The 19,802-nt window shown below is 39.0% G+C and carries 17 protein-coding genes and 1 riboswitch; all 17 genes read left to right on the top strand.

What is annotated here, in order from left to right; all coding sequences use genetic code 11:
* Positions 1–8 precede the first annotated feature (8 nt).
* The 17 genes from EO766_RS04325 to EO766_RS04245 all read left to right on the top strand — a co-directional run bounded on the left by EO766_RS04325 (position 9) and on the right by EO766_RS04245 (position 19,748).
* Positions 9–2,060 carry a heavy metal translocating P-type ATPase gene (locus EO766_RS04325; RefSeq protein ID WP_287100719.1) on the top strand — a complete coding sequence of 684 codons (2,052 nt, stop codon included), beginning with the start codon at positions 9–11 and terminating at the stop codon, positions 2,058–2,060.
* A gap of 146 nt (positions 2,061–2,206) precedes the next feature.
* A complete protein-coding gene (locus tag EO766_RS04320; RefSeq protein ID WP_287100717.1) occupies positions 2,207–2,599 on the top strand; it encodes a hypothetical protein in 393 nt (130 codons plus the stop codon).
* A gap of 219 nt (positions 2,600–2,818) precedes the next feature.
* Positions 2,819–7,219 carry a CusA/CzcA family heavy metal efflux RND transporter gene (locus tag EO766_RS04315; RefSeq protein ID WP_074418496.1) on the top strand — a complete coding sequence of 1,467 codons (4,401 nt, stop codon included), beginning with the start codon at positions 2,819–2,821 and terminating at the stop codon, positions 7,217–7,219.
* Positions 7,220–7,244: 25 nt separating this feature from the next.
* A complete protein-coding gene (locus EO766_RS04310; RefSeq protein WP_074418495.1) occupies positions 7,245–8,444 on the top strand; it encodes an efflux RND transporter periplasmic adaptor subunit in 1,200 nt (399 codons plus the stop codon).
* 116 nt (positions 8,445–8,560) lie between these two features.
* Positions 8,561–8,773: a hypothetical protein gene (locus tag EO766_RS04305; RefSeq protein WP_074418494.1), complete on the top strand. Its 213-nt coding sequence runs from the start codon at positions 8,561–8,563 to the stop codon at positions 8,771–8,773.
* 69 nt (positions 8,774–8,842) lie between these two features.
* The gene (locus tag EO766_RS04300; RefSeq protein WP_074418493.1) at positions 8,843–9,532 is read left to right on the top strand and encodes a HupE/UreJ family protein; all 690 of its coding nucleotides are present in this window, start codon (positions 8,843–8,845) and stop codon (positions 9,530–9,532) included.
* 34 nt (positions 9,533–9,566) lie between these two features.
* Positions 9,567–10,172 (top strand): hypothetical protein, encoded by a 606-nt coding sequence (locus tag EO766_RS04295; RefSeq protein ID WP_287100714.1) that lies wholly within the window; start codon positions 9,567–9,569, stop codon positions 10,170–10,172.
* Between the two features lie 40 nt (positions 10,173–10,212).
* Positions 10,213–11,469 carry an MFS transporter gene (locus tag EO766_RS04290; RefSeq protein WP_287100712.1) on the top strand — a complete coding sequence of 419 codons (1,257 nt, stop codon included), beginning with the start codon at positions 10,213–10,215 and terminating at the stop codon, positions 11,467–11,469.
* Positions 11,470–11,706: 237 nt separating this feature from the next.
* Entirely contained in the window at positions 11,707–12,288 is a 582-nt protein-coding gene (locus EO766_RS04285) for a GNAT family N-acetyltransferase (protein ID WP_287100711.1), read from the top strand.
* 5 nt (positions 12,289–12,293) lie between these two features.
* On the top strand, positions 12,294–14,501 hold the full coding sequence (locus EO766_RS04280) for an ATP-binding response regulator (RefSeq protein ID WP_287100710.1): 2,208 nt from the start codon (positions 12,294–12,296) through the stop codon (positions 14,499–14,501).
* Between the two features lie 142 nt (positions 14,502–14,643).
* Positions 14,644–15,849 (top strand): hypothetical protein, encoded by a 1,206-nt coding sequence (locus tag EO766_RS04275; protein ID WP_287100709.1) that lies wholly within the window; start codon positions 14,644–14,646, stop codon positions 15,847–15,849.
* Between the two features lie 70 nt (positions 15,850–15,919).
* A riboswitch (Fluoride riboswitch) is annotated at positions 15,920–15,985 on the top strand.
* 28 nt (positions 15,986–16,013) lie between these two features.
* Positions 16,014–17,369 (top strand): voltage-gated chloride channel family protein, encoded by a 1,356-nt coding sequence (locus EO766_RS04270; protein ID WP_287100708.1) that lies wholly within the window; start codon positions 16,014–16,016, stop codon positions 17,367–17,369.
* A gap of 1 nt (position 17,370) precedes the next feature.
* Positions 17,371–17,712 carry a DUF190 domain-containing protein gene (locus EO766_RS04265; RefSeq protein ID WP_287100707.1) on the top strand — a complete coding sequence of 114 codons (342 nt, stop codon included), beginning with the start codon at positions 17,371–17,373 and terminating at the stop codon, positions 17,710–17,712.
* 3 nt (positions 17,713–17,715) lie between these two features.
* Positions 17,716–18,093: a fluoride efflux transporter CrcB gene (gene crcB / locus EO766_RS04260; RefSeq protein WP_287100706.1), complete on the top strand. Its 378-nt coding sequence runs from the start codon at positions 17,716–17,718 to the stop codon at positions 18,091–18,093.
* An 11-nt stretch (positions 18,094–18,104) separates the two neighbouring features.
* Positions 18,105–18,545, top strand: coding sequence for a universal stress protein (locus EO766_RS04255; protein ID WP_287100705.1), 441 nt, complete (start codon positions 18,105–18,107; stop codon positions 18,543–18,545).
* 241 nt (positions 18,546–18,786) lie between these two features.
* Entirely contained in the window at positions 18,787–19,269 is a 483-nt protein-coding gene (locus EO766_RS04250) for a hypothetical protein (RefSeq protein ID WP_143439243.1), read from the top strand.
* A 140-nt stretch (positions 19,270–19,409) separates the two neighbouring features.
* Positions 19,410–19,748, top strand: a complete 339-nt coding sequence (locus EO766_RS04245; protein WP_075051589.1) for a DUF4134 domain-containing protein — start codon at positions 19,410–19,412, stop codon at positions 19,746–19,748.
* The last annotated feature ends 54 nt before the right edge of the window (positions 19,749–19,802 follow it).

Below are 19,802 nucleotides of genomic sequence, written 5' to 3'. Positions count from 1 at the left end.
AACAATTTATGAAAAAACATAAAAACAAACTGACAACAGATCATAATAATAACGTGATGGCTGAGGGTGATCATCCTGAAGATAATAATAATAACAAAAAAGACGATGATCAATCACATAATGATAATGGTATCTTCGGAAAGAATACGGAACTGATTTTCAGCCTTATTTGTGGCACTTTTCTCGCCACCGGATTTGGTTTATCTTTCATTAAAGACTTACCAGCCTGGATTAGTCTGGCCTGCTATTGCATTGCCTATTTTTTTGGAGGATTTTATACCACAAAAGAAGCTTTTGAAAGTATTATCAAAGGTCATTTCGAAATTGACTTTTTGATGCTGGTAGCGGCTGTTGGTGCGGCCACCCTGGGACAATGGGCAGAAGGAGCATTATTGCTCTTTTTGTTCAGTCTGGGGCATGCTTTAGAGCATTATGCAATGAATAAAGCAAGGAAGTCTATTGCGTCACTGGCAGAACTGGCACCAAAAACAGCCCTTATTAAAAAGGATGGCGGTGAACAGGAAGTGCCTATCGAAGAACTAAAATTAGGCGATGTGATTTTTGTAAAACCTAATAGTAAGATTTCTGCTGACGGTGTGGTTATCAAAGGAGAAAGTAGCGTGAACCAAGCTCCGATCACGGGAGAAAGTGTGCCTGTGGATAAATCACCGGTGGACGATCCGGAGAAGGATTATCGTGATGATAAAAGCTTAAAACCAGAGCATAAAGTTTTTGCCGGAACTATTAATGGAAGTCAGGTACTGGAAGTGAGGGTTACCAAATTGGCTGTTGATTCCACGCTTTCCAGGTTGGTTAAACTGGTGAATGATACAGAAGCTCAAAAATCGCCCACGCAATTATTCACAGATAAGCTTCAAAAATATTACGTTCCTGCTGTATTAGCTCTGATTGTGATCTTATTGTTTGCTTTTGTGGTGGTGGATGAGCCATTTAGTAAAAGTTTTTATCGGGCGATGGCCGTACTGGTTGCAGCCAGTCCCTGTGCGCTGGCGATCTCTACACCAAGCGCCGTTTTAAGCGGAATTGCCAGGGCAGCTAAAGGCGGCGTACTGATAAAAGGTGGCGGCCCTTTAGAAGAATTGGGTGGCTTAACCGCAATAGCATTTGATAAAACGGGTACGCTAACTGAAGGCAAACCTAAATTAACCCATATAGTTGGGCTTAATAATGTTTCAGAAGATGAAGTTTTAGAGATGGCTGTAGCGGTTGAAAGATTAAGCGACCATCCTCTTGCTGCCGCTATTGTAAAAGGTGGTCTGGATAAACTAAAAAAAGATATTCTTTCCGCTCAAAATCTCGAAGCTGTTACCGGGCATGGTGTTAAAGCAGAAGTGAACGGCAAAAAAATTATTATTGGAAATCAGAAATTATTTAAAAATCTTTCACAGGATGTTATTGAACAGGTTAACAAACTGGAAAAAGAAGGCAATACAACAATGATTGTTCAGCGCAATGATCAGGTGATTGGTCTGATAGCCTTAATGGATGTTCCCCGGAAAGAAGCAGCAGAAACTTTAAAACAGCTGCAGTCACTTGGCATTAAGCGAATGATCATGCTAACGGGAGATAATCAGGAAGTAGCAGAAGCTGTAGCTAAGCAAATCGGAATTACCGATGCCTGGGGCAATTTACTACCTGAACAGAAAGTGAAATCCATCGAAGATTTAACAGCTAATAAGGGCAAAGTCGCAATGGTGGGTGATGGTGTAAATGATGCTCCTGCAATGGCTAAAAGTACTGTTGGTATTGCTATGGGTGCTGCCGGATCTGATGTTGCGTTGGAAACAGCCGATGTTGCATTAATGGCTGACCAATTAAATAATCTGCCATTCGCCATAGGATTAAGCCGCCAGTCACGCAGCATCATTAAGCAGAATTTATGGATTAGCCTGGGCATGGTAGTCATCCTCATTCCCCTCACCATAGCAGGCATAACAGGTATTGGCCCGGCTGTAATTGGACATGAGGGTTCTACACTTATTGTGGTTTTTAACGGGCTGCGGTTACTGGCTTATAATAAAAGCAAAGGCAATGCGTAATTTATTAATAAAAAAAGCGGTCACAAGAAATTTTTTGATCAATTAGCAAATGCGATTTGTTGTATAACTTATTGAAAGTTTAGCTATTTTCCAAATTTATTAGCTATTTTAGCAGCTAAATTGGCAAATTGTGTGTTTTTGATCAAATGAAACAAGTCAGGTACATAGCATTTCTTTTATCCCTCGTGGTAATGATGGGGCATGATGTTGTTCCTCATTTTCATGTGGATGAAGACCATGTACCTGAACATTCCGCTACATCATCGCATTCAACAAATAATGGGTTAAAGGATATTCAAAATGCGTTTTCTTATTTACAGCATAGTTCGGCTGAAAGAAATTTAGTGTATTTGGGTGCCACCGAGAAGAAAGCCAATTTCCCAATCAAGGCGCTTGATTATTTACCATTTTTAACTACTGTTGAATATCCTCTGGTCTGGTATGCAAACTATAAAAAACAACGTTTTTGGGAATATGTAACATTTCCACCCAGTTACAAATTAAACTCCTCCTCCCTGCGGGGTCCTCCTTCCTGTTAATTTTTTACAAGTATTACTGCATTGTATAAGTGCCGGAATGTTCGTTTCGGTGCCTTTAATTATTTTATTGATGATTTTCAAATAGTAATTGGCATTAGCCACATTGCATTAATACCCCCAATAAGGTAGCCATACTTTTTTGTATGAGATGTGCTATTGTTCTGGCTTCAATCTGCTGCTATAAATACCCTTTTCATGTCATTCAACTAATAACTAAAAATGTTAGATAAAATCATTCATTTTTCGATAAAGAATAAATTAATTATCGGATTATTCACCCTGGCTTTAATCGGCTGGGGCTCTTATTCGTTAACCAAACTCCCCATAGATGCAGTTCCCGATATTACCGATAACCAGGTGATGGTGATTACAGTATCGCCAACCCTGGCAGCACAGGAAGTAGAACAATTAGTCACCTTTCCGGTAGAACAGACAATGGTCAGTATTCCGGGCATAAAGAATATGCGTTCTTTTTCTCGTTTCGGACTTTCCATTGTTACCATTATTTTTGAAGAAAATGTCGACTTATATTGGGGCAGGCAGCAAATACAGGAACGTCTTACACTTGCTGCAAAAGATATTCCCGAAGGGATCGGGAAGCCGGAAATGGCGCCTGTTACTACTGGCCTTGGAGAAATCTATCAGTATGTTATTCATCCTGAAAAAGGGTATGAAAACAAATACGATGCGACCGAACTGCGCACTATACAAGACTGGATTATTAAACGACAGTTATTAGGTACTCCGGGAGTAGCTGAGGTGAGCGGATTCGGGGGTTTTGTAAAGCAATATGAGGTAGCCGTTGACCCAGATAAGCTCCAAAGCATGGATATTACCATTGCGGACATCTTTACTGCACTGGAAAAGAACAATCAGAATACAGGAGGAGCTTATATAGATAAAAACCCCAATGCCTATTTTATTCGTAGTGAAGGTTTGATTAAGAACCTCGATGAGCTAAACAAAATAGTTATTAAAGCTAACGATAATGGAACACCGGTACTTATTCGTGATGTGGCGAAAGTCCAGTTTGGGCATGGTGTACGTTATGGTGCGGCTACACGTAATGGAGAAGGTGAAGTGGTTACCGGAATAGTGATGATGTTAAAAGGCGCCAATTCCTCACAGGTAATATCTGATGTAAAAGAGAAGATTGAGCAAATAAAAAAGACCTTGCCTGACGGCGTTACCATAGAACCTTATCTTGACCGTAAGAAATTAGTGGATAGTGCCATTGCTACCGTTACCAAAAATTTAGCCGAAGGGGCTTTAATTGTCATCTTCGTTCTCATTTTATTTCTGGGGAATCTTCGGGGTGGTTTGGTTGTGGCTTCTGTTATCCCACTTTCTATGCTGTTTGCCATAGCTATGATGAATCTGTTTGGCGTATCCGGCAATTTGATGAGCCTTGGGGCGATAGACTTTGGGTTAATAGTGGATGGAGCGGTGATTATCGTGGAAGCCGTGATGCATAGGATTACGCAGAGCAAACACCATCATCCCGGAGTAGTCAAATTATCTTCCACTCAAATGGATGCAGAAGTGCGGGAATCGGCAGGTAAGATGATGAGTTCTGCGGCTTTTGGACAGATTATCATCCTTATTGTGTATCTGCCGCTTTGGGCATTGGTGGGTGTGGAAGGTAAAATGTTTACACCAATGGCGCAAACAGTGTCATTTGCCATATTAGGGGCTTTCTTGCTGTCTCTTACTTATGTCCCCATGATGTCGGCACTTGCATTGAGCCGTAAAACCGAGCATAAGCCCAATTTCTCTGACCGGATGATGAATTTCTTCCAGCGTGTGTACAGGCCGGTTATTGAAACCGCTATTCACCGAAAGCTACTGGTTGTTATCATTGCGATTGGATTATTCGTTATCACACTCATTACTTTTTCACGCATGGGCGGTGAGTTTATTCCGCAACTGGATGAGGGCGATTTTGCAGTAGAAACCAGGGTTCCCGTTGGAAGCTCCATCCAGCAAATGATTGATGTTTCTCAAAAGGCTCAAACCATATTATTAAAAAATTATCCGGAGGTAAATCAGGTCGTCAATAAAATAGGATCAGGCGAAATTCCTACAGATCCGATGCCTATAGAAGCAGGTGATATGATGGTCATCTTAAAACCCCGCAAAGAATGGACGAGCGCAGAATCAAGGGAAGAATTGATACAGAAAATGCAGCAATCACTTGCTGTTATTCCGAATGCCACCTTCAGTTTTCAGCAGCCCATCCAGATGCGCTTCAATGAATTGCTTACCGGGGCAAAACAGGATGTTGTTATCAAAATTTATGGCGAAGACCTAAATATTCTTTCAGACCTGGCAAGTGATGTTGGAAAGAAAATAAGACCTGTTGATGGTGTTGAAGACCTGTATGTAGAAGAAGTAACCGGCTTACCGCAGATACAAATCCAGCTTAACCGCGATAAAATCGCTCAGTACGCCATGAATGTGGAAGACATCAACAATGCTATTGAAACAGCATTTGCAGGCAAATCAGCCGGTCTGATCTATGAAGGGGAAAGGCGTTTTGATGTTGTTGTAAGGCTGGATAGTGCGTATAGAACTGACATAACCGATGTCCGAAACTTGTATGTAAATACGCCATCTGGTCAGCAAATACCCCTTAACGAAGTAGCAACAATATCCTATAAACCAGGCCCCGTTCAAATCCAGAGAGATAATGCCAAAAGAAGGATTACGATAGGCTTTAACGTTCGTAACAGGGATGTACAAAGTATTGTAAACGACATTCAGCAGATCATCGGATCACGAGTGGATTTACCGGCAGGTTACTACGTAACCTATGGCGGACAATTCCAGAATTTAAAAGAAGCTACGCAACGGCTCGCAATAGCTGTACCGGTAGCCTTATTGCTTATTTTATTGCTGTTGTATTTCACTTTTCGTTCCGTTAAACAGAGCCTGCTAATCTTCACAGCCATTCCACTATCGGCCATCGGAGGAGTTTTCGCTCTACTGATAAGAGGAATGCCATTTAGTATTTCTGCTGGCGTAGGATTTATTGCACTATTTGGCGTGGCGGTGCTGAATGGTATCGTACTCGTAGCCGAATTTAACCGGCTTGCTGAAGAAGGTGTTGATGATATTTACGAAAGGGTACTGAAAGGAACCCGTGTACGGTTAAGGCCGGTATTAATGACGGCAACAGTGGCATCCTTAGGATTTTTACCAATGGCTATTTCAGCCTCTTCCGGTGCCGAGGTTCAGCGCCCTTTAGCTACCGTGGTAATCGGGGGATTAATAACGGCTACTTTGCTTACCCTTATCGTACTGCCGGTACTCTATATCTATTTTACAACCGGCAAGAAAAAAAAGAAGGCAACACCCGCAATTACTATTTTGATGTTTTTATTAGGCACTTCCTTCTTTCAAACTACCATTGTTCAGGCGCAGGAAATTAATCCAGGCCAGCCTCGTAAGCTTAATTTGCAGCAGGCGATTGATGAGGCTTTAAAGAATAACAACAGTATTAAGATTGCCCAATACCAGATTGACTTACAGCAATCACTCAAACGGGGATCGGTCACCATTCCTAAAACTGACCTGTTCTACACACAGGGGGTTGTGAGTAATCCCACGTTACAGGATAACATTTATAATGTTACCCAACGATTGGATTTTCCTACGCTTTACAGCAGTCAAACCAAACTGGCCGGAGCAAAAGTTGGCAGCAGTGAGCGGTATAAAATGATCAAAGAAAATGATCTAATTGCAGATGTAAAATCTGCTTACCTGCAATACCTATATGTAACAGATAAAAGGAGATTATTACTTCATCAAGACAGCATTTACAGTAATCTGGACAGGTCAAGTAACCTGCGTTATCAAACGGGCGAATCTACTAAACTGGAAAGTGTCACTTCTTCTGCACAGTCTATGCAGATAAAGAACAAGATCGAGCAGAATGATGCTGATTTAGAAATCGCTAAAAAGCAATTGCAAACTTTATTGAATACACAAGACAATATCATCATAGCTGATTCAAAATTGACTCCAAGAAATCTGGTGCTGCCAACAGATAGTAATTCACTTGTTCAAAGTCCGCTAATTCAATATCTCCAACAGGAACTGAAAGTTAATCAGCAACAAACCAAGGTGGAAAAGAACAGAATGCTGCCTGATATTGTATTGGGTTACAGCAGTCAAACCTATAAAGGTATTCAATACATCAATGGTGCCAATCGTGAATTTACCGGCAGTGACCGTTTTTCATTTTATCAGCTTGGACTGTCTATTCCGATTTTACCGGGCGGTTACCGCTCTAAAATAAATGCTGCGAAAATAAATGAGAATATCGCTCAATCTCAGATAGCCCTGACTAAGACAACGCTTCAGGGAGAACTGCAAAAGCTTATACAACAATATTACAAGCTTCAAAACACCATAAATTATTATCAAAAACTGGCTTTACCACAAGCAGAACTAATTATTGATAATTCAGAAAAGGGTTTTAAAAGCGGTGATATCTCCTACATCCAGCATTTTCAAAATCTCACACTGGCAATTAATATCCAGGCAGAGTATCTGGATAATCTTTACCAGTATAATCAAGCAGTAATTTCCATCGAAACCCTGTTAGGCACTAAATAATAACCATTTAATAAAATAAAGAGCAATGAACTTAGTATTCAATAAACATATCCCGGTAGCATTAGTAGCCCTTTTGTTCCTGTCAGCTTGTGGGAGTAAGCAATCAGAAAAAAATACAGCAGCGGTAGAAACTGCTGCCGATTCAACAGACACAGTCTCAACTGCGGCAAAGCAAATCACTTTTTCATCGGCTCAATACCAGCTTGCGGGTATTGAGACTGGCACCATTGAGATGCGCAATCTGAGTAACATCATCAAACTTAATGGAGTAATTGATGTAGAGCCTAAAGGTACGGCAACTGTCTCTGCTCCCTTGGGGGGTTATATTAAAACGGCAGGATTGCTTCCAGGGCAAGCCGTGAAAAAAGGACAGGTTTTAGCTACTATTGAAAACCCTGATTTTATCACCATGCAACAGGAGTATCTGGAAAGCAAAGGCCGCCTGCAATTTCTTGAACAGGAATACCAACGCCAGCAGAAGTTGAGAGAAGAAGATGTAAACTCGGCAAAAACTTTTCAGCAGGTAGCATCAGACTACAAGGTTTTGCAAGCCCGAATTAACGGCATTGAACAACAACTCGCCTTAGCGGGTATCAGCAGGTCGGCTTTACAAATCGGAAAAATAACACGGACGGCCAACCTCTATGCTCCCATCAGCGGATATATCAAGACCAGTAATGTAAACATTGGTAAATATGCAACTCCAACAGATGTACTGTTTGAAATTATCAATAAGAATGATCTCCATCTGGCATTAAATGCTTTTGAAAAAGATCTGGGGAAGATACAGGTAGGGCAAACCGTTAGATTCTCATTAGCTAAGGAGAACAACTTTAACCGTACAGCGAAGATATTTTTAATTGGTCAATCAACGGGCGATGACCGCATGGTACCGGTCCACTGCCATTTTGTAAATCAAAAAGACCCAGATCTCTTACCTGGTATGTATGTAAAAGCCTGGATTGAGACAGGTTCAGAAAAACAGTATGCTATACCTTCCGAAGCAATCGTACAGTTGGAAGGAAATGATTTTCTGATCTTTCAAACAGAGCAATCTTCAAATGGATACACCTTTCGGTTAGAACAGGTTAAAAAAGGAATTGAACAAGAAGGATACACAGCTATAACTCTACCTGAAGGCGTGAACGCAGAAAATACTAAAGTCGTAGTTAAGAATGCTTACGCTATCCTGTCTGCATTAAAGAATTCTGAAGAAGAAGAATAAGTAACATATCAATATTTTATTTGCTTTTCCGCTGACAGGTATTGAAAATAACCAATAATACCAATTTCTTATTAACTATTAACAAAAATTAATTCACTAAAATTTAAAAAACAAACATGAAAAAAGTATTCATCATTGCGTCAATGGCTTGTATCATATTATCAGCCTGTTCAAATAATACAAACAAAGAATCTGACGCATCTACACAAAATGAGCAAGAGACAATGGGTGCAGATAGCAACAATATGAGTGTTACAGATACCACCCAGGCTGCGGCCGATAAAATGGCAAAAGATAGTGCCGATGCTGCTCATGGACATACACATTAATAAAATTTGACCGACTCTTCTCTCTTGAGTTATATCAGAGAGAAGAGTTATTCAGTAAACGGAAAAATTATGAATTTAAGGAAAATTGTATCACTGGCTATTATACTCCTATTGTACAGCGTTAGTAATAATGTTTTGGCTCATGGTGTCGATGGAGACACTCAAGCCTTTTTATCAGGAAACGATGGTGTAGCATTTGGCCCATTCTTATATATAGGCGCAAAGCATATGCTCACAGGTTATGATCATTTGCTGTTTTTGGTTGGAGTTATTTTTTTCCTGTACCGGCCTAAAGAAGTATTGCTTTATGTAAGCTTTTTTACCATAGGCCATAGTTTAACCTTATTGTTTGGCGTAATGAGCAATATTGCGATCAACGCTTATCTTATAGATGCCATCATTGCACTTTCCATAGTATATAAAGGTTTCGATAATTTAGGAGGCTTCAAACGGTTTTTTGGCATCCAACCCAATACAAAGGCAGCAGTTTTAATTTTCGGGCTATTTCATGGCTTTGGACTGGCCAGTAAATTACAGGATTTCAAATTTGATAAAGAAGGCTTGTTCACCAACTTATTGGGTTTCAATATCGGTGTAGAAATAGGACAGTTTATTGCTTTGGCTTTCGTGTTGATCCTTATTACCCTTTGGCGAAGATCTCCCAGCTTTAATAGGTTTTCTACGCTCACCAATACCATGCTCATGGCAGCAGGTTTCTTATTGTTGGGCTACCAGTTAACAGGTTATATCACATCTTAAAAAAGAAATAATGACAGAAATTAATCATCCGATATTGGAAAAAAAGAAAATAATAAAAGCGACTATCACTGCAATGCTCGTTGGATTTGTCTTGTTAATTACAGCTGTACTCCCTGCTGAATATGGCATTGATCCCACTGGTGCAGGCAAAGCTTTCGGCTTTACCAGGTTGTATATTCCTGAAGATGGCAACAATGGAACTGCCGGATCAGGAATTATGTCAAATAATATTCCCTTGATAAAAATGGAAAAAGCAGGTTCAGGACCAGATGTACAAAGACCTGTGGAGGCTGATAATCCAGCTCCTGAAATACAATTAACACACAGAGAAGATAGTGTTGAAGTAATAGTACCGGCAGGAAAAGGGATTGAATATAAAATAAACATGCTCAAACATGGCCGTATGAAATACGAATGGACAACAGATAATGGCATTCTATATTTTGATTTTCATGGCGAGGTAAAACAAGCAAAGGCCGCTAAAGCAGTTTATTTTGAAAGTTACACAATCGCTAACGCTAATAATATGGTGGGTACTTTTTTATCTCCTTATGAAGGCAAGCATGGTTGGTTTTTCAGAAATAACGGAAGCAAAGATGTTACGGTAACCCTAAGATTAAAAGGACAATATGAACTCTAAGGATAAATCTTTGGGAGATAGTTTCAATTAATGGTAAGTTATGAATATTCGAAAGATACTAAATGAACTGTCTGAACCATTTCATGCGCTACAAAACAGACTGTTTGCTAAACTTTATTTTGCACAAACCATCAGTCTTTTAGGGGATGCTTTTACCTGGGTTGGCCTGGCTTTACTTTCCTATCAGTTTGGAAAAGAACGGTCGGCATTAATTCTTTCTTCAGCCCTTACTCTTCGGGTAGTCGCATTCATCATATTCTCTCCCTTCGCCGGAGTTCTGGCAGACCGTATAGACCGTAAAAAAATACTTTATATTACCCATTTCATGCGCATGGGTATTGTTGCCTGTATGCCCTTTATTACAGCCGAATGGCAGATATATGTTCTGGTGTTTCTATTGAATGTTTTCAACGCCTTCTTTACACCAACATATAAATCGGTTATACCCACAATTGTAGATAAAGCAATTTACAGGCAGGCTATAGGTTTATCAACCGCTACCTATCAGCTATTAGGAATGTTAGGGCCAGGTTTAGCCGGAATATTAGCAATATGGCTGGGTGCAAGGGAAATTTTCTTTGTGGATGCAGTTTCCTTTATTCTGGCAGGTATCCTGATTGTAACGCTGCCGGGCAATCTAATTAAAAAATCAAAGGAAGTGCTCTCTAATGAGAAACCGCTGACTACCTGGCAGGATGTGGTTAAAGGAGCAAGGCTACTGTTTAAAAATAAACTGATCCGATTTGCTTTGTCCATTGAATTTGTTTCTGCCATTGCAGGCGCACAGATATTGGTTAACACGATAGGACATGTTAAAAGCGGATTACATCTCACAGACAAGCACTATGGCTTGGTGATGTCGGCTTTTGGTATTGGGGCTGCGGTTGCCGCATTCGTTTCAGGTGCAATTGATAAATCAAAATCGCGAAAGGTATCACTGATAGTTGGCGCACTTATACTTGCCCTGGCAATTAGTAGCGCTAATTACATGAACTATTCCTTCCTACTGGGATTATGGGTGTTGGCAGGATTAGGCCAGAGCCTGGCCGAAATACCATCAGAAACACTGATTGGAGAAAATATAGCTGAGGAGGAACAGGGAAAAGTATATGGGTCTCATTTTGCTTTTTCTCATCTGTGGTGGGCAATTGCCTATCCGGTTGCAGGCTTTTTAGGAAGCAGTTTTCCAAATACAAATTTCCTGTATGGAGGGATAATGACTATGATTTTATTGGCGATAGCCTATTCTTTTTTCAGGCCTAAACGTCAATCCTCTCATTTAAAGCCGTCGGTATAAAATGACATGACATAGCAATAATAAAATTTACTTATGAAAAAAAGAAAAGCCAATCTATCGAAAAGGTTGAAAGAACCAAAAGTATCGCCTCCAAAAAGGATCAGAATTTTTCGTGTTTTAGCGATCATAGCCTTGGTAATCTTATTTCTTCTCATACTGCTGCTTGTATATTTTCTCCCGATGCTTTCAGTTGATACAAAACATACATAAACTTAAAAACAACATAAAAACAATTTTATGAAAAAGGCAGAATACACTGACAAGGCTTTAATAGTAGATATACTAACAAAGTCGTTTGAAGCTAACCAAAGTGTTAATTACATTGTAAAGCAAGATGAAAAAAGGATGAAGAGAATTAGTGCGCTGATGGATTATTCTTTTGAAGTCTGTTACTTATTTGGTGACGTTTTCATTTCCGATTATAATAATGCGTGTGCATTGATATTATATCCGGATAAAAAGAAAACAACAATTAAATCCATTTTATTGGATGTAAAATTGATTCTTTCCTGTGTCGGTATAGAAAACATACAAAAAACGCTTGCCAGGGAGTCTTTGATCAAGAAAGCTCAGCCGAAAGAACTCATGTACTATTTATGGTTTATAGGGGTTGATCCGGATTTTCAAAATACTGGAATCGGAAGTGTTTTTCTGGATGAGCTAATAGAAGATAGCCGAGTTAAAGGAAGACCCATCTATCTGGAAACCTCTACTTTAAAAAATTTACCCTGGTATCAAAAGTTTGGCTTTAATATCTACCATGAAGCAGATTTAAGCTATAAACTATTTTTTCTTAGAAGAGAGCTTGCTAAACCATAGCGCATATGCTGGTATTCGGAACAGAAATGCACATTGTCACGTTTGTTTTCGTGTGTTTAGAAACGGTTATACTTTTTTATCTGGCCACCTATAAATTATCCCGGCCGGATGATAAGAACACCAACCTAAACATAATTCTTATTTCTTTACTTATAATTTATAATGTGACAGGCGGCCTACTGCCTGATTCTGATTTGCCGGGATCGTTTTTTATTCAGGAAGTTATTGCGTACGCTACGGGGTTTATCACACCCTGTTATTTTCCCTATTATGTGTATAAAGCATTCGGGTTAGAGAAAATGAAATTCCATGTCTACAAGGGTGTTTATCTGTTCTTGATGCTTCCTTATCTCACCTTTGTTATCGTTTTTGCCAAATCAGATAACCTGCTGACGGCACAGCAACTGCTCATAGTGCCGGTTTTGTATGCTTTATGGGTTATCTATTCTTTAGTAAAAGCTATTCAATTTAAATACAACAACGAGTTTGGCAGTATAGAATCAAGAACGGAAATGGCGATTTTATTTTTTAGTTTAACGCCTTGGATCGGCCTGCCATTTATTGCATACTTCGATCAAAGTCAGGCAATAGAGGCTTCGGTTACCAACACAGGGTTTCTACTCCTATTCGGGCTACAGATGCATCGGCATATCCAACAAACAAGATCGGAGCGTCAACGGCTTATAGATTCAGAATTGCTTCTGCTGAACTGGAATACAAGTTTGCAGGAAGAGGTTGAGAAAAGAACAAAGGAACTGGAGAAAATGAACGAGCAGAAAACCGACAATTTTATTAACCTCGTTCATGAAACAAAGACACCGCTAACGCTTGTCAATAATTATTTGGAGGAATATATCACCAAATACGGATCAGTTGCAGAATTGGACATTATAAAAGGTGGTATAGACAAACTCACAAATGATATCACAAATCTATTCGATCTCGAACGGTTTACTAAAGGCTTTACTGTTTATAATCATAATCAAATAACCGATTTTAGTGAGATTATAAGAAACAGCTTCATTCTGTTTGAATATTACTGCAAGAAACAGAACCTCCAGTGTGTCAAGGATATCGAAGAAGGCCTTTTTGTAAACGCAGATCCTAATGCTATTAATAGAATTGTGAATAATTTAATAGAAAATGCCATCAAGTTTTCAAATGCGGAAGGAAATATAGAAATAGCACTGAAGAGTATTGGCGATAAAATCATCTTCTCTGTAAAGGATAATGGAATAGGGATATTACCCCATTTACAAAAGAAAATATTCAAGCCATATTACCAAATCAGCCATAAAAAAACCGGATTGCAGGGCATGGGGCTGGGCTTACCAATTGTAAAAAAGGTAACGGATAGTTTAGGGGCACATATCCAAATTGAAAGCAATCCTACTGAGATGCCGGGAACCACCGTTGAGATAACTTTTGAAAAATACAATGTAAAAGACAGTGATATTAAATCTCAGGCTACATCAAAGACCCAATCTCTGATTTACAGCATTGAAAATCTCGATATTGTTGATACTCCTTATCTACCCGAACGGCAATCAATCCTGCTTATAGAAGACAATAAGGCTATGCTTCATTTTCTATTTAAAAAGCTGAGCATTAGATACAATATTTTTTGCTCGTTAAATGGAGCAGAAGCACTAAAAAAATTGGAGAATTTACCCACGTTGCCTGATTTGATTTTATCGGATATTATGATGGATAAGATGGATGGCTTTGCCTTCGTTAAAGCAATTGGTGACCAAGACACCTATGGTCACATTCCAATAATTTTCTTATCGGCAAAATCTGCACCAACTGATAAACTTAAAGGCTTGCGATTGGGTGCGATTGATTTTATACAAAAACCCTTCTCGTTTGAAGTACTATATCAGAAAATTGAAACTGTGCTGATTAACATTATGAAGCAGAAAAAGGCCATTATAGATTCATCAATTTCAAACCTAAAGATTTTAAATGTCCCGGAAATTGGTACGATCTCAGGTAACGAGTTGTTGCCTTCCGTAGACCAAAAATGCAAGCTTTACCAACTGACCAACAGAGAGATAGAAATTGTTAAACTTATCTTAAAGGGAATTCAGTATAAAACGATAGCTAAAGCTTTGTTTATCTCCGAAAAGACCGTGTCCAAGCATATTCAGAACATTTTTGAGAAGGTTGAGGTTACAAATAAAGTAGAGCTTCTAAATAAGCTAAAGTCCTGACGAAATAATTCAGATTTTATTTGCAAGTTATTAATATACTACATTTTAAGTACAAAAATGCGGTAAATGCCTTATTTCCTTTGCACTGATAAACAGACAACTTTGGATATGGAAAATGTTCCCCTTATTCAATCTATGAAATATGTGCAGAAGATATATTTTGGACTGGCTGGATTCTCTTATTACCGTATCTCTTAACCCTGAGAAGACCAATTTAGCCACAATAACTGAACAGCAAATCGAAGCTGCCATAGCCAAAATGGCTGAGGAAAGGATTAAATTTCAATCTTTATTAAAAGATCATGTCTTTGGCTTAACTGAGGCAAAGCAGATTGAATTATTCCTTAAGCAATACCATTCGGCTTTGATTATCCTGCTTGACCAGGCTTCGCAGAATCATGAATCCATACCCAAGAAAAGAACAACACTCAGGCATCTTTCAAGTGAAGTCATTAACTGCCTGGATGAACTGCTTTTTTGTATTGAAAGTCGCTTTCCCACTTATCTGCCTTTAGATGAACGTGTCCCCTTAACTTATCTTTCAGTAATACAAAAGGAATTAGCGCAACGCATAAAGAAACAGGAAACAAAGTTATCATCACAGACAGTAGACCATCGGCTTAAGGTTATCGTTGTAAAATATCTAAATTATTTTCTACTTCCAGGTAAGAACAATTCTCCGATTACTTTTCATGAAATGTTTTATGTCAAGGAATTGCTTTATGAACTTGAATTGAAAGAATGCGATGTAAAAAGCCACATTTTTTCTCCATTGGATCGCTTGCTTATTTATTTAAACTTTAACAGCAGTGAATACATGAACTGCTTTACTCAAAATGTTGCAGAAAAAATAAATGTTTACGAAGATCTTTCAGAAAAAATGGATTGCCTGCTTTTTTATTTTAAAGAGTTTAATCAACTATGCCGAAAGGCAGAAACGGCATTACATCCCCAACAAAACGATCTTAAACAGGAACTAACTAATTGGTTTACCCAAGAGGTTTTTTACCTTGAAAAGAAACTTCATTTTTCTATTGTTCCCTTTCAGGATAAAACAGCAAGCCCCAAAGAAGTGAGGCCGGTTGAAAAGGAGAAATCTAAAGTCCTGTGCGTTCTGTCTACAGATCAGGCTGCACTTATACTGCGAGCCGCTGATGAAATGAAAATCTTAATCGCCAGATCCATGAACGAAGTATTCAGAACAATTGTTCCGCATCTTTCTACTCCTTACAAAGAAGAGCTTTCCTATGATTCTATGCGCAGCAAATCTTATGCTGCTGAAGAGAGAGATAAAAAGATAGCCATTGAAACTTTGGAAAAGATTATAGAGAAGATAAAACAATATTGATTCCAGAATAGTAAATGGACCATACACTATTCTAATATAACAAATTTCTATTTTTTTGCTATATTTGTTTCTTATAACAGGAAATGGTGTCTTCCTGACCCAACCGCTTTAATTAGCTAATGGCGCCTACAGATAGTAATATAAATAAGTAAACTATTTGTAGGATGAAAAAATTTGCATACTCTTTTGAACAATTTAATATTGCGAGACACCTTCTTTATTGGACAATTTTAGTTATTCCTGTTTCCATTACTGTAGGCTCATTAGTAGCCTTATTTCTTTGGCTTTTGGATGTTGCAACTGCTGTAAGATGGAATAATATCTGGTTAATATTCCTGCTTCCTTTGTCAGGGTTGCTTATTACCTTCCTTTATAAAACGTTTGGCAAAAATTCTGATGCAGGCAACAACCTCATAATGGATGAAATTCATAAACCAGGTGGCGGCATTCCTACCAGAATGGCTCCATTGGTTTTATTTTCAACTGTCATCACTCATTTGTTTGGCGGTTCTGCCGGTAGAGAAGGTACTGCCGTTCAAATGGGGGGAAGTGTTTCGTCACTTTTCTCTAAATGGTACAAATTAAAGGATCGTGATAAACGCATATTGCTTATGTGTGGTATGGCGGCAGGTTTTGGTGCAGTTTTCGGAACTCCTATAGCCGGAACTATCTTTGCCTTGGAAGTTTTAGCAATAGGCAGAATTAAGTATGATGCACTAATTCCTTGCTTCATTGCCAGTATTCTGGCAGACATAACCTGTTCTGCTTACGGCATTCATCACACTCAATACTCCATTGACTTTATAAGAGATACCAAGCAATGGATGCCCTTTATTTCTTTTGATCTCTGGCTGCTATTTAAAGTAATAGTTGCCGGGGTAGCTTTCGGCTTAGCGGGATATTTGTTTGGAGAAATGTCACATCGCATTAAAGATGCTGCAACTAAATACGTTCACAACAAATGGCTTACTCCTGTAATTGGCGGGATTTTAGTGATTGCCATCAGCTATGCCTTAGGTACTTTTGACTATTTAGGATTAGGTGTTACCAATCCCAATAGCGGTGTAAGTATCATCTCTGCTTTTGGATTAAATGGTTCACGCACCTGGAGTTGGTTTTGGAAGCTTCTTCTAACAGCTATTACGCTCAGTACAGGTTTTAAAGGCGGTGAAGTGACACCATTATTTTTTATAGGAGCTACTTTAGGTAATACCCTGGCGATAATGAGCGGCTCACCCATTGACTTGTTTGCAGGACTTGGTTTTATTGCAGTTTTTGCTGGAGCCACCAATACACCTCTTGCATGTACACTAATGGGAGTAGAACTTTTTGGTTCCAATAATCTCATCTATTACGCCGTTGCGTGCTTTACCGCTTATTATTTTAGTGGACATTCGGGTATTTATGGATCGCAAAGAATAGCCGTCTCCAAATTTCACTTATCCCATCCAGAAGAACGCACTCTTAAAGACATAAAAAAAAAATTCAAAACCAATGACAGAGGAACTCAAAATAACTAAGATGGGAAAGCTACGTATTTACATGACTACCGGAGAATCCATTCAATCCAAAAACCTGTTAAGAAAGTTTTTTCCTAAAATCAAATACTTAAAAATTATGGAGGAAGCAAAAGTCTCCGGTATTATGAATGCTCACGTTTTTCATACCCATGCAGCGGTACAAAAAGGCGGAAAAATTACTCAGTATTCAATTGAAGGCGATACATCGGGCTTAACTGTTTGTTTAGAATTAGTGGATGAAAAAGCAAAGCTGCAACGTTTCTTTATAACCCATAAAGACATCCTGAAAGAAAACACAGTCATCTATAAAGAAGTAGAGTTCTGGGAATACCCTCAATTATAAGATATGATTAAACTTTTTTTCATCGTCGGCTTAGGTGGGGCTTTAGGGAGTTTTCTAAGGTACTGTACAGGCATATTATTTTCTAAATGGCATCTCGCTGCTTTCCCTTACAGTACTTTTACAGTGAATATTTTGGGTAGTTTGATCATTGGATTACTATTCAGTACTTCCGAAAAATATCATTGGATTTCCCTTAACTGGCGCCTGTTCTTAATAACCGGTTTTTGTGGCGGTTTTACAACTTTTTCCACTTTCGCCTATGAAAATATTAAGCTATTGCAAGAAGGAAATACAATGTATTTTATTTTATATAGTGTGGGCAGTTATGCCCTAAGCCTTTTAGCAGTAATAGCGGGTATAAGCATCATTAAAATATTTTAAAGCAACATATCATGACTTACAAAAAAATACTCATCGCTGTGGATAACAGTGCCTTTTCGCTGAAAGCGGCGGAAATAGGTTTTGATTTAGGACATCAGTTGGATGCGGAAGTCGCCTTGCTTTTTGTCATCAACCGTCAAAAGGAAAATGTAAATATAGAAACTGGCCCAACCAGAGAAGTAAGTGAAATGATATTACTTAAAGAAGCTGAAGAAACCATAGATCAGTTAATCAAAATGTACAATGGCACTAAAAAGTTATATCGCTTTACACCGGAAGGTTTTCCAAAAGAAGAGATACTCAATATTGCAAAAGAATGGGAGGCGGATTTAATTGTAATTGGCACACACGGGAGGACTGGACTATCTCACTTATTCAAGGGGAGCATCGCGGAGCACATTGCGCATCATGCTTTAGTGCCTGTGTTTATTATTCCACCTGGAATAAAATAAAACACTTACAATATCTAAAAGATTTGAGAGCTTCCTATGGAAGCTCTTTTTTATTTTTTTCAATCGTCACTTAATTTTTTTCTCGCTGATAATCAGCAGGGTACAAAGGGTACAACTCAGGTACAGAAAAAGTTGGACTTGTAACGCCCTCTCTGTCTTTGTTCTTTTGCTATAGAAATCTTTAGTAAATGACCTGGCATAATGCCGGATTGAATTGAGAAAATGATAAAACGAAAAGCGTATGTTAACTAACATTTCATGGACAGACTACTTGATAGCAGTCGCCATATTATTAGCCATTTATTACCTGTATGTGGTAGTGCAATATTTTTCTGCCGATATCCAAGAATTCTTTTACCGGAAACGGAAAGTGAACTTCAAGGCAGCCTTGTCCAATGATACAGACGGAGGAACCATTTTGTCCGCTGAAGAAAGCAGCGGAACCGAAATAGATGCTTTTGAAGAAACCTCAGATGATGAATTCGCAGAAGTAGAACATCTCATCGAGCGCCTGAAAGGTGTGATTGCAGATGCCTCTACTAAAAAGCTGGTTCCACAAGAGTTTAAACATTACCTGCACCTGGTACTTAAGGAATATCCATCTGTACAGAATTCTCCCCTCCGGTCATCTGTCAATGAGCTGATCGTATCAGAGTGCGAAAAATATAGTGCTGTTACACTTAGTGAAGATGAGGTGGATTTGTTGTGGAAGGATGCCGTGTAACAGCCTTAGCGGAGTGTGCCTCCCTGTCCGTCCCGATGCGTAAGGGCAAAGTGTGGATGGTTAACGGGTACTGTGATAGCGAAGCCGCTCCGCTTCTTTTATTTCCCCTTGATTGATTTGAAACTTTAAAAAAACGTGTTATGGAAATGTGCAGAAGGAAAAGAAAAAGGTTTAACCGAAAAAGGTTTATCATATTATGCGCTGTAGTGGCGCTCATCGCTATTCATTATGGGGCGTTTGCCCAGGACGGTATTCAAGGCATCAATGAAGCCAATACCAAAGTACGCAGCTATTTCGCTGCTGGAACTCAGCTCATGTATGCCGTGGGCGCTTTACTCGGCCTCATCGGGGCGGTCAAAGTCTACCAGAAATGGAATGCCGGTGACCAGGATACCGGCAAAGTAGCCGCTGCCTGGTTTGGTAGTTGTATTTTTTTGGTGGTAGTCGCTACCGTGATCCAATCCTTCTTTGGCGTTTAAAACGGGATATATGCAAAGTATGCTCAAAGAAAAGTTGTGGACGTACATCGTCCA

Origin of the sequence: Hydrotalea sp. AMD, assembly GCF_004100315.1 — a bacterium.
GTDB classification, from domain to species: Bacteria; Bacteroidota; Bacteroidia; order Chitinophagales; family Chitinophagaceae; genus Hydrotalea; species Hydrotalea flava.
The sequence above is the reverse complement of the archived record's forward strand: the minus strand, read 5'-3'. Positions and strand labels throughout refer to the sequence as shown.

Bases quoted from the DNA above. Each gene is read 5' to 3' on its own strand.
- EO766_RS04325 (WP_287100719.1), top strand. From the start codon at position 9: ATGAAAAAACATAAAAACAAACTGACAACAGATCATAATAATAACGTG.
- EO766_RS04320 (WP_287100717.1), top strand. From the start codon at position 2,207: ATGAAACAAGTCAGGTACATAGCATTTCTTTTATCCCTCGTGGTAATG.
- EO766_RS04315 (WP_074418496.1), top strand. From the start codon at position 2,819: ATGTTAGATAAAATCATTCATTTTTCGATAAAGAATAAATTAATTATC.
- EO766_RS04310 (WP_074418495.1), top strand. From the start codon at position 7,245: ATGAACTTAGTATTCAATAAACATATCCCGGTAGCATTAGTAGCCCTT.
- EO766_RS04305 (WP_074418494.1), top strand. From the start codon at position 8,561: ATGAAAAAAGTATTCATCATTGCGTCAATGGCTTGTATCATATTATCA.
- EO766_RS04300 (WP_074418493.1), top strand. From the start codon at position 8,843: ATGAATTTAAGGAAAATTGTATCACTGGCTATTATACTCCTATTGTAC.
- EO766_RS04290 (WP_287100712.1), top strand. From the start codon at position 10,213: ATGAATATTCGAAAGATACTAAATGAACTGTCTGAACCATTTCATGCG.
- EO766_RS04285 (WP_287100711.1), top strand. From the start codon at position 11,707: ATGAAAAAGGCAGAATACACTGACAAGGCTTTAATAGTAGATATACTA.
- EO766_RS04280 (WP_287100710.1), top strand. From the start codon at position 12,294: ATGCTGGTATTCGGAACAGAAATGCACATTGTCACGTTTGTTTTCGTG.
- EO766_RS04275 (WP_287100709.1), top strand. From the start codon at position 14,644: ATGTGCAGAAGATATATTTTGGACTGGCTGGATTCTCTTATTACCGTA.
- EO766_RS04270 (WP_287100708.1), top strand. From the start codon at position 16,014: ATGAAAAAATTTGCATACTCTTTTGAACAATTTAATATTGCGAGACAC.
- EO766_RS04265 (WP_287100707.1), top strand. From the start codon at position 17,371: ATGGGAAAGCTACGTATTTACATGACTACCGGAGAATCCATTCAATCC.
- crcB (WP_287100706.1), top strand. From the start codon at position 17,716: ATGATTAAACTTTTTTTCATCGTCGGCTTAGGTGGGGCTTTAGGGAGT.
- EO766_RS04255 (WP_287100705.1), top strand. From the start codon at position 18,105: ATGACTTACAAAAAAATACTCATCGCTGTGGATAACAGTGCCTTTTCG.
- EO766_RS04250 (WP_143439243.1), top strand. From the start codon at position 18,787: ATGTTAACTAACATTTCATGGACAGACTACTTGATAGCAGTCGCCATA.
- EO766_RS04245 (WP_075051589.1), top strand. From the start codon at position 19,410: ATGGAAATGTGCAGAAGGAAAAGAAAAAGGTTTAACCGAAAAAGGTTT.